The organism is Sphingomonas sp. Leaf33 (assembly GCF_001421785.1).
In the GTDB taxonomy this organism is placed as follows: domain Bacteria; phylum Pseudomonadota; class Alphaproteobacteria; order Sphingomonadales; family Sphingomonadaceae; genus Sphingomonas.
This window is the reverse complement of sequence record NZ_LMLB01000017.1, coordinates 260,522-272,795: the sequence shown is the minus strand read 5'-3', so window position 1 is coordinate 272,795 and position 12,274 is coordinate 260,522. Positions and strand designations below refer to the sequence as shown.

The 12,274-nt window shown below is 66.8% G+C and carries 11 protein-coding genes; 4 read left to right on the top strand and 7 right to left on the bottom strand.

Features of this window, described 5'->3' with window-relative positions; translation table 11 throughout:
• Positions 1–38 precede the first annotated feature (38 nt).
• Entirely contained in the window at positions 39–881 is an 843-nt protein-coding gene (locus ASE86_RS14465; protein WP_082441949.1) for an outer membrane beta-barrel protein, read from the bottom strand.
• 240 nt (positions 882–1,121) lie between these two features.
• On the opposite strand from ASE86_RS14465, the gene parE reads away from it, so the two are divergent.
• Both parE and ASE86_RS14455 read left to right on the top strand, forming a co-directional pair.
• Positions 1,122–3,098, top strand: a complete 1,977-nt coding sequence (parE, locus tag ASE86_RS14460; protein ID WP_056428448.1) for a DNA topoisomerase IV subunit B — start codon at positions 1,122–1,124, stop codon at positions 3,096–3,098.
• A 150-nt stretch (positions 3,099–3,248) separates the two neighbouring features.
• A complete protein-coding gene (locus ASE86_RS14455) occupies positions 3,249–4,484 on the top strand; it encodes a hypothetical protein (protein ID WP_056428445.1) in 1,236 nt (411 codons plus the stop codon).
• Between the two features lie 37 nt (positions 4,485–4,521).
• Here ASE86_RS14455 and ASE86_RS14450 read toward each other — a convergent pair whose 3' ends face one another.
• The 6 genes from ASE86_RS14450 to ASE86_RS14425 form a co-directional block, all read right to left on the bottom strand.
• Positions 4,522–5,352 (bottom strand): TIGR00266 family protein, encoded by an 831-nt coding sequence (locus ASE86_RS14450; protein WP_056428442.1) that lies wholly within the window; start codon positions 5,350–5,352, stop codon positions 4,522–4,524.
• A gap of 191 nt (positions 5,353–5,543) precedes the next feature.
• Positions 5,544–5,795, bottom strand: coding sequence for a hypothetical protein (locus tag ASE86_RS14445; RefSeq protein WP_056428438.1), 252 nt, complete (start codon positions 5,793–5,795; stop codon positions 5,544–5,546).
• A complete protein-coding gene (locus ASE86_RS14440; RefSeq protein ID WP_056428435.1) occupies positions 5,779–6,327 on the bottom strand; it encodes a GNAT family N-acetyltransferase in 549 nt (182 codons plus the stop codon). Before ASE86_RS14440 ends, ASE86_RS14445 begins: the two co-directional genes overlap by 17 nt.
• Positions 6,324–7,112, bottom strand: coding sequence for a LysR family transcriptional regulator (locus ASE86_RS14435; RefSeq protein WP_056428432.1), 789 nt, complete (start codon positions 7,110–7,112; stop codon positions 6,324–6,326). The genes ASE86_RS14440 and ASE86_RS14435 overlap by 4 nt, the downstream gene beginning before the upstream one ends.
• A gap of 139 nt (positions 7,113–7,251) precedes the next feature.
• The gene (gene apaG / locus ASE86_RS14430) at positions 7,252–7,650 is read right to left on the bottom strand and encodes a Co2+/Mg2+ efflux protein ApaG (protein WP_056429074.1); all 399 of its coding nucleotides are present in this window, start codon (positions 7,648–7,650) and stop codon (positions 7,252–7,254) included.
• Positions 7,651–7,664: 14 nt separating this feature from the next.
• Positions 7,665–8,873, bottom strand: a complete 1,209-nt coding sequence (locus tag ASE86_RS14425) for a trans-sulfuration enzyme family protein (RefSeq protein WP_056428431.1) — start codon at positions 8,871–8,873, stop codon at positions 7,665–7,667.
• Between the two features lie 48 nt (positions 8,874–8,921).
• On the opposite strand from ASE86_RS14425, the gene ASE86_RS14420 reads away from it, so the two are divergent.
• Together ASE86_RS14420 and ASE86_RS14415 are read left to right on the top strand one after the other, a co-directional pair.
• On the top strand, positions 8,922–10,151 hold the full coding sequence (locus tag ASE86_RS14420; RefSeq protein ID WP_056428428.1) for a phospholipid carrier-dependent glycosyltransferase: 1,230 nt from the start codon (positions 8,922–8,924) through the stop codon (positions 10,149–10,151).
• A gap of 142 nt (positions 10,152–10,293) precedes the next feature.
• Positions 10,294–12,274, top strand: a 1,981-nt coding sequence (locus ASE86_RS14415; RefSeq protein ID WP_235524127.1) for a TonB-dependent receptor, incomplete at its 3' end; no start/stop codon positions are given.

Here is a 12,274-nt window from a genome sequence, read left to right as displayed (position 1 = left end):
GACGTGGCGCTTGCTTGCGCAAGCCCACAGCCGCCCGTTTAGAACCGGAACGCCGCGGTCGCGCGGATGCTGTGCCAGCGGAACTTCTCGTCAAGGCGCTTGAAGTCGGTGCCGGTCGTGTTCGGCGCGAGCACGAACGGGTTGGTCGCCGGCGCGCTGCCACGGGTCGCGCGGACGCGGTAGTCGTTGTCGTCGTAGCTGTGGAACATATATTCCAGGCCAACCGAGAAGTTGTCGCCCAGCAGCTGCTCGAGACCGCCGCCGGCCTGCCAGCCCCACTGGTTGCGCTTGCCGCGGCCTTCGAAGGCGTTTGCGGTGTTACTGGTGGTGAATTCGCGGTCGATGCGGGCGTAGCCGACGCCGCCGGTGCCGTAGAACAGCGTGCTGTCACCGGCGACCAGACCGGCGCGCAGGCGAGCGGCGGCTTCCCAGTCGAGCGTGCGGGTCATCGTGTAGCTGGCCGGCGTGGTCGAAAACGCCGAAACGCTGTCGCTGATCTCGCTCTTGCCGAATTCGCCGACCGCGCCGACGACGAAGCGACCCGACTGGATGTCGAAGCCGACGCGGGCGTTGTAGGCCCAGCCGTCCTTGTCGTTGGCGCAGGCGGTGTTCGCCGAGCTGGTCGCGCGGCCGTTGCAGAAGCCCGGCGAGAAGGCGTTGGCGCCCGTCGACGTGGTCACGGTGTCGTTGAACGTGCCGTCCAGGTTGCGATCGAACTGGATGGTGGAGCCGACGTCGTTGCGCTGGATGTCGTAGCCGCCCGATGCGCCGATGTAGACGCCGCTGAAGCGCCCGGTCTCGGTCGTGTCCTGCGCGAACGCGGGGGCGGCGACAGCCATAGCGGCGGTGCCGAAGAGCGCGGCAAATGCCATTTTCGTCATGAAGTTTGGTCCCTTTTTTCCAAAGACAGATGGGACGACAGACGACGCCCCGATCATTCCACTGTCGCAATATCCGACACTTCCGCCCCCGAACGATGCACCTGGCGATTTGTATCCTGCATCAAGTCGTACAAAGCTCCGGACGTGACATTCATGCCACACTCAGCGCGGCGCCCCGAGGGACAACCTTTCGGGGCGAACCGCTTGGCAGCGCGTGCCCCACCCCTCTATAACGCGGTGATGGCTTCCGACCTGTTCGCGTCCAAATCCGCTCCGCCGACCGACTATGACGCTTCGTCGATCGAGGTGCTGGAGGGGTTGGAGCCGGTGCGCCGGCGGCCGGGCATGTACATCGGCGGCACCGACGAACGCGCGCTGCATCATCTGGCAGCCGAAGTGCTCGACAACGCGATGGACGAAGCGGTCGCGGGCCATGCCACGCGGATCGAAGTGACGCTGGGCACCGACAATCGCCTGACGATCAGCGACAACGGCCGCGGCATCCCGGTCGATCCGCACCCGAAGTTTCCGGACAAGTCGGCGCTGGAGGTCATCCTCTCCACCCTCCATTCGGGCGGCAAGTTCACCGGCAAGGCCTATGCGACATCGGGCGGCCTGCACGGCGTCGGCATCAGCGTCGTCAACGCGCTCAGCAAGGACACCGTCGTCGAGGTCGCGCGCAACCGCGAACTGTTCCGCCAGCGTTTCGCCCGCGGCCAGACGCTTGGTCCGCTCGAACATCTCGGCGGCACGCCCAACCGCCGCGGCACGACGGTCGCCTTCACGCCGGACGACGAGATCTTCGGCGACCTGATGTTCAAGCCCGCGCGGCTGTACAAGCTGGTGCGGTCGAAGGCGTATCTGTTCGCCGGCGTCGAGATTCGCTGGAAATGCGCGGCCGAGGTCATTTCCGACGATACCCCGGCGGAAGCCGTCTTCCAGTTCCCCGGCGGCCTCGCCGATCACCTCAAGGAACAGCTCGGCACCCGCGAATGCGCGACCAGCAGCTTCTTTTCGGGCGCGCAGGACTTTCCCGACGGGCAGGGCCGCGTCGAATGGGCAGTCGCGTGGCCGTTGTGGTCGGACGGCAGCTACAGCTGGTACTGCAACACCATCCCGACGCCGGACGGCGGCACCCACGAACAGGGCCTGCGCCAGGCATTGACCCGCGGAATGCGCGCGTTCGGCGACCTGGTCGGCAACAAGAAGGCGAAGGATCTGACCGCCGACGACGTGATGGTCGGCAGCGAACTGATGCTTTCCGTCTTCGTCCGCGAGCCGCAGTTCCAGAGCCAGACCAAGGATCGGCTGACCAGCCCCGAGGCGACCGGCCTGGTCGAGCGCGCGATGCGCGACCATTTCGACCATTTCCTCAGCGGTAACATGGAACGCGGCAAGGCGCTGCTCGGCTATGTCCTCGACCGGATGGACGACCGCCTGCGCCGCAAGCAGGAGCGTGAGGTCAAGCGCAAGACCGCGACATCGGGCCGCAAGTTGCGCCTGCCCGGCAAGCTGACCGACTGCGCCGCCGACAGCCCCGAGGGCACCGAACTGTTCATCGTCGAGGGCGACAGCGCCGGCGGGTCGGCCAAGCAGGCGCGCGATCGCAAGACACAAGCGATCCTGCCGATCCGCGGCAAGATCCTGAACGTGGCGAGCGCCACCAGCGCCAAGATCATCGCCAACCAGGAAATCGCCGACCTGATCCAGGCGCTGGGCTGCGGAACGCGCAAAGACTGCCTGCCCGACAATCTGCGCTACGAACGCATCGTCATCATGACCGACGCCGATGTCGACGGCGCGCATATCGCGACGTTGCTGATGACCTTCTTCTTCCAGGAAATGCCCGACCTGGTCCGCCGTGGGCACCTGCATCTCGCACAGCCGCCGCTCTATCGCCTGACCGCGGGCGCGAAATCGCTCTACGCCCGCGACGACGCGCACCGCGCGCAGATCGAGGCCAAGGACTTCCGCGGCAAGAAGGTCGATGTCGCCCGCTTCAAGGGGCTGGGCGAGATGAACCCGGCCCAGCTGCGCGAAACAACGATGGACCCCAGAACCCGCAGTATGCTCCGCATCACCCTGCCCCAGGAATATGAGGAGCGCGCAGAGGTCAAGGACCTGGTCGACCGACTGATGGGCAACAACCCGGCGCACCGCTTCGCGTTCATCCAGGAAAATGCCGCGAGGCTGGAAGAAGAAGCGATCGACGCGTGAGACGTCATCACGCGATCGCGCCGGATCGGTCGTAAATCCGCGTGCGCCACGATTGACTTTGCCCCCGGTTCGACGATCCTTCGTCGATGTCGATCGTGTCAGCGACGCTTCTTCAAAGGAGCCGCTGTCTTTCAGAAAGAAACCCGCGCCGTGACGATGCTCGCTATCCTGCTCGCAGCTTCCCAGACAGCGACCGCTCCGACGCAAGCTACCGAGGATACCGATCGCACGATCGTGGTCACCGCCACGCGGCTGGACGCGACGAAGAAGGCGCTGGATGCCTGCATCGTCCGCAAGTGTCCGCCCGATCAGGAGGTCGCTGCAGCGCTCGCGCATGCCGAGAACCAGTTCGTCGAGGGGGATTACAAGGCCGCTCGCACCACGCTTCACGGAACGATCGGCCGGGTCGATGGGCAGGCCAAGCAATATCCGGTCGCGGTCGCCAACATCTGGCGGGCGGATGCACGCATCTCCGCGCATCTCGGCGAGGACCGCTGGGTCAAGAGCGGACAGCTTCAGGCGGTCGATGCCCTGAAGGCCGGCTTGTCCAAGACCGACGACCGCGTGCTGCTGCAACGGCTGCAGGTCGCCGACGCCTTCATGAAACAGGGTAAGGTCGACATGGGCTTGGCGGGATACCGCAAGGTCGTCGAACAGGCGAAGGACCTCAACAGCCCTGGTGCCCAGGGGACCGCCATGCTGCGAATCCTGCTGATCGAGGCAGGGCTGGCCGGTCTGCCGACGACCCAGCTCAACCCGCAGGCGCGTTATGGCGCGAGCGACGCCAACTTCCGCCAGGCCAAGGCATCCGCCGCGGCGCTGCTGGCAACGACCGACCCGCAGCTGTCGGGCTTTCGCGACGCGGCAAAACTGATCGATGCGCGACTGGACGCACAACGCGGCGATATGCGCGGTATCGACGCCCTCGCCGCCGATTACGGCGCGCGCAAGCAGGACAAGGCGATCCTGCTTTACGCCCCACTGATGAACGATCGCGGCACATTCTTCGACCCCGCACGTGCCGGGCTGTTGACCGAACAGGATTTCGACGACCAGTGGGTCGATGTCACTTTCCTGATCGGCAGCGATGGCCGAGTGAAAGAGGTGGAGACGCTCCGCGAAAGCCCGAAGCTGAGGAAGACCTGGGTGACTCCGGTTCTGGATACCGTCAGTCGGCGTCGCTATGCGCCGATCGTCCTGGCGGACGACCTGGACGGTATGCGGCGGGTCGAACGCTACACGATGACGTCCAGCTGGACGTCGGGCACCACGGGTACGAACATACGGACCCGGTCCGGACAGCCACGGCTGGAAGTACTGGACCTGACGGCGGATCCTTCACCGAAGACGTCAGCCGCACGTCCTGCGCCCACCCCGGCAAGCTGATGCAGTAGGGGTCGGCACCACCGGGCGACCGCTACCATCAATTCCCGCTGATCAAATCCCCGAACCCGCCCAGTACGCTCCCCTCGCCCCGGTTGCCGCCGCGCCCACCCGCAGCCGCCAGCATCCGGCCGGCCAGGCGGCTGAACGGGAGCGACTGGACCCAGACCTTGCCGGGGCCCGTCATGCGCGCGAAGAAGGCGCCTTCGCCGCCGACGATCATGCTTTTCACGCCACCGACGCGGACCAGATCGAAGTCGACGCTGGGGGTGTATGCGGCAAGGCACCCGGTATCGATATGCAGTTCCTCGCCGGCGGCCAGCTCCCGTTCGATGATCGCGCCGCCGAACTGGACGAAGACCCAACCGTCACCGGTCAGCCGCTGCATGATGAAGCCTTCGCCGCCGAACAGGCCGGTCATGATGCGCTGCTGGAAATGAATGCCCATCGTGACACCCTTGGCGGCGCACAGGAAACTGTCCTTCTGGCAGATCAGCGTGCCGCCAACCGTGTCGAGCTTCAGCGGCACGATGGCGCCGGGTGTGGGCGAGGCAAAGGCCACGCGCGCCTTGCCGCGGCCGTGATGGGTGAAGACGGTGGTGAACAGCGATTCGCCCGTCACCAGCCGCTTGCCCGCCCCCAGCAGCTTGCCCATGAACCCGCCGCCCTCACCGCCCGAGCCATCGCCAAACACGGTCGTCATCTCGACGCTCGCGTCTTTCCAGACCAGCGACCCGGCCTCCGCCACCGCGCTTTCGCCCGGGTCCAGCTCGATCTCGACGAACTGGAGCTCCTGGCCCTTGATCTCGAAGTCGATATCGTCGGCAAGGCCGCTGCGCTTCGCGTGCGACCAAGGGCTGGGGGCGGTCATTGTAGCGGTGTCTCCGTTAGTGTGTCACGGAGGTAGGACACGCGACCCGACGGTGCAACCGAACCAACGCTCTCGGTTGTCATTCCCGCGGAGGCGGGAATCAAGTCTGGCTGAATTGAGTGAGTCTCAGCAGCTTCGGCGACTATTTCTTCCCGCCGTCGCGGGAATGACGAAAGAAATATGGCCGTACTTCAGCGCTGGCTGCGCATGTGCCGCACCTGCATCTGGATACGCCGCAGCGTGCCGATGACCATCAGCCCGAGCGCCAGCGCGATGAACAGGACCGGCACCAGACGCGGAATACCGGGGAGGACGGTACCGCGGATCACCGCGATCACCACACCGACCGCGGCCAATACGAGGCCCAGCCGGTGCGGGCCCAGCACGGCGTGGGCAAGCGCGAGCTTATAGTCCTCCGACCGCGGGTCAGGCAGCTCGGGCATCGGGCCATTCGGTGTCGAGCAAACCCCAGATGTGGCTGTCGCGCACGCCGATGTGCGTTTCCCATTCGGCGCGCAGCCGCCCCTCCAGCGTGAAGCCCAGCCGCGCGAGCAGCGCGTTGGAGGCGGTATTGTCGGGATCGACATCGGCGGTCACCCGCCGGCTGCCCTCGTAGAACAGCAGGTCGATCAGCCGCGACACGCCCTCGCGGCCATAGCCGGTGCGCCAGTAGCGGCGCAGCACGATATAGCCGATCTCGGCGACGCCGGGCCGCGAATCGCGCGCCGACAGCGTGCCGACGATGGCACCCGTCGCGCGCTCACGCATCGTCCAGCCGCGCCAGGTGAACGGCGGTTCGCACTGCGCGAGATAGTCGCGGCTCTGCGCGACATCGGTGTGCGGCGCACTCGACCAATAGGTCATCAGCTCGGCATCACCGTACGCCTCGAACAACGCGTCGGCGTCGTCTACGTCCTGCGGGCGCATCGTCAACCGCGCACTGCCGAACCGCGCATTGGGAAACGGATCGCTCATGTCGCCAGCGCGTCGACCAGCGCCTTGACCTTTTTCTGGCGCCACTGCGGCAACGGCGCGACTAGCCAATAGCCCGTGTCGGACGCGCGCGGTTCGCCGACCACGACCACCCGGCCCGCCGCGATATCGCCGCGCGCGAGCAGTTCAGGGACACAGGCGCGGCCGAGGCCCGAGGCGGCAGCGTCGATCGCGAGACCCGCGTCACCAACGCGGACGAGCGCGGCGGCATCCTCTCCCATACAGCCGGGCCAGGCGATGGCGGTGTCGGCCCCGCCGGTGGGTCTGGCGACCACGACCATGCCGTCGCTCTCCAGCGCCTCGCCTTCATGCTCGCCCGGACCCGTTCCCCAGCGGACGGCGAGGTCGAGATTAGCCTGGGTGAAGTCGATCTCCTCGTCCGCGACGATCGCGAACCGCAGGGCGGGGTCGGCAGCGGCAAGCTCGGCCAGGCGCGGCATCAGCCACTTGGCGGTCAGGTCGCGCGGGGCGGCGATCGTCAGCACCTTCGACGACTGACCCGCCTGCATTGCGCGCACCGATTCCTCGAATTGCAGGAAGCCGGAACGCAGCGCGGAAAGGCCGGCCTCGCCCTCCGGGGTCAGCTCCAGCCCCTTGGTCGTGCGGCGGAACAGGACCGTGCCGAGCGTTTCCTCCAGCGCGCGGATCTGCTGGCCGACGGCGGCGGGCGTCACGGCCAGTTCGTCCGCGGCGCGCGTAAAGGACAGATGGCGCGCGGCGGCGTCGAGCACGCGCAGGCCGTTCAGGGGGAGGTGGGTACGCTTCATTGGACGCCTACCCCTAACCCGTTCGCCCTGAGCCTGTCGAAGCCCTGCCCTTCTCTTCGTCCCGCAAGCCAGGCGGCACGGAAGAAGGACAGCACTTCGACAAGCTCAGTGCGAACGGGGACAGGGACGGGGATCATTCTCACACCCCCACCGCCGGCGCGGTCAGCGCAAACTTCGGTATCGCCACGTCGAACGTCCGCCCGGTATCGTCGATCATCCGGTAGCTGCCCTGCATCGCACCGGTCGGCGTCGAGAGCGGGCAGCCCGAAACGTAATCGTAGCTCGCGCCCGGCACGATCACCGGCTGCTCGCCGACCACGCCTTCGCCTTCCACCGAATGTCGCGCGCCGCGGCCGTCGGTGATGATCCAGTGACGGGTCAACAGCTGGACCGTACGATCCGAGCCGTTCTCGATGCGGATATGATACGCCCAGAACCAGCGGCCGCGGCCAGGCTCCGACTGGTCGGCGAGGTAGCTGACGACCACGCGGACGCCCACGCCATCGGTATCGGCGGCATGGGGAAACAGCGCATCCATCATGCCGCCGTCCATCACAGCCCGGCCGCCGCCAGCGCCTGGTCAAGATCCTCGATCAGGTCCTGCGGGTCTTCCAGCCCGACATTCAGGCGCAGCATCCCTTCGGTCACGCCCATCTCCAGCCGCTTGTCCTCGGCGACGCCCGAATGGGTGGTCGAGGACGGATGCGTCATCAGCGAGCGCGAGTCGCCGATGTTGTTCGAGATGTCGATCAGCCGCAGCGCGTCGAGCAGCGCATGCGCCTGGGTCCGCCCGCCATCCAGCCGGATCGCAAAGATACAGCCGGCCATCGCCATCTGCGACATCGCCAGATCGTGCTGCGGGTGGCTTGGCAGGCCGGGGAACAATACCTGCGGCACGCGGCTCTCCAGGAAGGCGGCGACCTTCAGCGCGGATTCGCTCTGTCGGCGGATGCGCAGGTCGAGCGTTTCCAGCCCCTTCAGCACCACCCACGCGTTGAACGCGCTGAGCGTCGGCCCGGTATTGCGGGTGAAGGGCAGCAGCGTGTTGGTGATGAAATCCTCGGTGCCGCACACCGCGCCGGCCAGCACGCGGCCTTGCCCGTCCATCATCTTGGTCGCGGAATAGGCGGTCACGTCCGCGCCGAAGTCCATCGGCCGCTGGAGCGCTGGGGTCGCAAAGGCATTGTCGACGACCGTCGTGATGCCGCGGTCGCGCGCCAGGCCACAAACGGCGCGCAGATCGACCACGTCCATCGTCGGGTTGGCCGGCGTCTCGAAGAACCAGACCTTCGTATTCGCGCGGCTGGCGTCGACGAACGCCTGGGGATCGCGCGCGTCGACGATCGTCGTCTCGATCCCGAACTTCGGCAGCAGCGTATCGGTCAGCCAGCGGCAAGACCCGAACGCGGCGCGCCCGCCGACCAGATGATCGCCCGCCGACAGCTGGCTGAGCAGTGCCGCGGTCATCGCCGCCATGCCGCTGGCCATGGTCCGGCACGCCTCGGCCCCTTCCAGCAGCGCGATTCGATGCTCCAGCATCTCGACCGTCGGGTTCTGCAACCGCGAATAGGTCATGCCCGCCTGTTCGCCGGCAAAGCGCGCCGCCGCATCGCCCGCGCAATCGTAGGCATAGCCAGAGGTGAGGAACAACGCTTCGCTCGTCTCGCCAAACTCGCTGCGCGCGGTGCCGCCGCGTACCGCCTGCGTGGCCGGGCGCCAGTGGCGCGTGATCGAGGGGTCCTGTCCGGTTCGCCGCTTCATGGCTTTCGCCTTGCCGGACACCGCCGCTGCGCGCAACCTCTCGCACCCATGCACGCCATCGCCATCCGCCCCGCCGTCGCTGCGCTCCTGATCGCGCTGGCGGCACAGCTGCTGTTCTCGGTCGGTGTCACGCGGCCATCGAAACTTGTGTTCGACGAAGTGCACTACGTCCCCGCCGCGCGCGCCCTCGCGGCGCGCGAGCGGCCGACGAACACCGAACATCCGTTGCTCGGCAAGACGATCATCGCCGCCGGCATGGGGCTATTCGGCGACACGCCGCTCGGCTGGCGGGCGATGTCCACGCTGGCCGGAACCGCGACCGTGCTGGGCGTCTTCTGGGTCCTGTTCCTGCTGTTCGGGTCGGTGGCGACCGCGAGCTACGGCGCGCTGTTCGCTGCCGTGAACATGACGCTGTTCGTCCACGCGCGCATCGCGATGCTCGAACCGTTCCTCGGCGCCTTCGTGACATTGGGCATCGCGGCGCTGCTGTGGGCGATGCGTGCGCCGCCGCGGTGGATCGCCGCGCGCTGGCTGTTGGGCGCGGTGCTGCTGGGGCTGGCGACCGGCGTGAAATGGACCGCGGCACCCTATATCGCTTTCGCAGGGCTCGCCTTCCTGGCCGTCCGCGCGCGCGACGGCACCGCGTGGTCGGGGCTCGGCCGGATCACCGCGCTCGCGATCCTGGGTGGCGCGAGCGCCCTTACCTATCTCGCGACGTTCTGGCCGGCGTTCCAGTACCGCGACGGCGCGATGACGCTGGCGCGGCTGATCCCGTTCCAGCGCGCCATGTACGCGCAGCAGACACAGGTGCTTCGCCCGCATCCCTATCAGTCGAGCTGGTTCAGCTGGCCGTTCGCCGCGCGGCCGATCTGGTATCTGTACGAACCGGTCGACGGCGCGATCCGCGGCATCCTGTATCTCGGCAACCCGGCGATCATGTGGGGCGGGCTGGTCACGGTCGCGTGGCTGGCGGTCTACGGCCTTCGTCACCGCCGCCGCGCCGCGACCGGTGTCGCTCTGCTATGGATGGGCAGCATCGCGATATGGGCGGTGATCCCCAAGAGCCTGGGCTTCTATTATTATTACCACCTGAGCGGCATTTTCCTGTGCATCGCGCTTGCCGCGGCCTTTCACCTCGCCGACCGCCCCCGCTCGCGCTGGTGGTTCGCGGTCATCGCGATCGCGCTGTTCGTCTATTTCCATCCGATCATCGCCGCGACCGCGTTGCCGAGCGAGCAGGCGTTCGCCCGCTGGACGTGGTTCGACAGCTGGCGTTAGTCATATCATATGTTGAGACACGCCTTCACTATGCGATATTTGCTGGACCCTTGCCTGCCGATCCTCTAACGCTGCCCGCAGAGGGCACGACAGTGCGCCGGCGCCATTGGGGAATGTCGCAGGCCTTGAGAGGATGTTGAGAATGAAGGCGAGCGTAGCTGTCCTGGCACGGGTCACCGTGTCGAGCGTGGCCCTGTCGATGATGCTGGGCGCAGGCGTCGCCGCGGCCCAGACCCAGCCGCCGGCGCATACGCCGGTAACCAATCCCGGTCCGGTCGAGGCGACCGACGAAACGACGACCGACGACATCGTCGTTACCGGCATCCGCAATTCGCTTCAGAACGCGCTCAGCGCCAAGCGCGACGCGCCGCAGGTGCTGGACGCGATTTCGGCGGAAGACATCGGCCGCTTCCCCGACAAGAACATCGGCGAGGCGTTGCAGCGCGTGACCGGCGTCCAGCTGACCCGGACAAACGGCGAAGGCTCCGGCATCACCATCCGTGGCGCCGACGCCAACCTGAACCGTGTCGAGGTCAACGGCATCACCGCGCTGTCGACCACAGCCGGCCAGCGCGACGTCGATTTCCGCGATCTGCCGGTCGAATTCGTCAACCGGCTGGAAGTCGTGAAATCGGTGACGCCGGACATGACCGAAGGCGGCCTGGGTGGCACGGTGCGCGTCATCACACGGCGCCCGTTCGACACGAAGGACGACAGCTTCCTCGCCGGATCGGCGCAGGGCATCTACACCGACCTTAGCAAGACGCTCGACCCCAAGTTCGCGCTGATCGGATCGAAGAAGTTCTTCAACGACACGCTGGGCGTGCTGCTGTCGGGCACGTACGAGCGCCGCCGCGTCGAAAGCCACGAGGCGCGCACCACTGGTTGGCGGCAGATCGACGGCAATCCCGCGCTCGCCGGGCTCCAGGCGCTCGACCTGGACGGGAACGGCCGCGGCGACTTCTTCCCCGATATCCCGCGCTACATCGTCAACCGGCTCGATACGAAGCGTTATGCCTTCAACGGCGTCGTCGAATGGCGCCCGCAGGACGGGTTCCGTGCGTTCGTGCAGGGCAATTATGCCCGCGGCAACCAGGACGTGAACTCGCAGTATCTGCAGGTCACGACCGCCGGATCGACGCTGGACCGCACCAACACGCGGATCGGCCCGGACGACACCGTCAGCCATGTCGAATTCGTCGATAACCTCGCCGCCACCCGCGCCAACCGGTTGCAGGTGTCGCACCGCAACATCCTGGGCCAGATCAACCGCACGCAGTGGAACGCTGCGATCGGCGCCGATTACGAGGTCGACGACTGGAAGCTCAACACGCTGACGTCGTACACCCGCGCCAAGATCGACAATAACTACATCAACGCGACCGCCGACGCGATCGGCATCGGCCGCGTCATCGTCGATTACGCGAACGGCCAGCAGGCGCCGAACATCACGCTGCCGATGGACCCGACGACGACCGCGGGCATCAACAGCGTGACCGCGCAATATCGCCCGGTCATCAACGTCCAGACCGAATTCGCGAACAAGGGCGACGTCGAATATCGCAACGCGACGCCCTGGCTGACCTCGCTGAAGGCCGGATACCAGGTCCGTCGCGGCACCGCGAACAGCCGCGAATTCAACGCGACGACGACGATCGACGGCTTCACCACCCCGTCGCTGCTGGGCCGTGTCCAGCAGGTTGCCGGGCTGATGACGCTGGACGACACCCCGTTCTTCAAGACCGGCGACCTGGGCTACGACGGCGGCATCCGCGGCTGGTTGCAGCCGGGCTACGCCTTCGTCGATGCGATCGGCCTGCCCAACCCGTTCGGGACGCCGACGCTGCTCAACACATGGAAGGTGACCGAGCGCAACATCGCGGGCTATCTCCAGGGATCGTTCAAGTTCGATCTCGGCGTGCCGATCAGCGGTACGCTCGGCGCGCGCGTCGTCAACACGCGCACCATCGCCGACGGCTATCGTACGCAGACCGGCGTGACCGCGCCGGTGCAGTTCCGTGGCGAGGGGACCGAATTCCTCCCGTCGCTGAACGTCCGCGCCGACCTGGTCCCCGACACATTGCTCTTCCGCGGATCGGCGACCGAAGTCATCGCCCGACCGA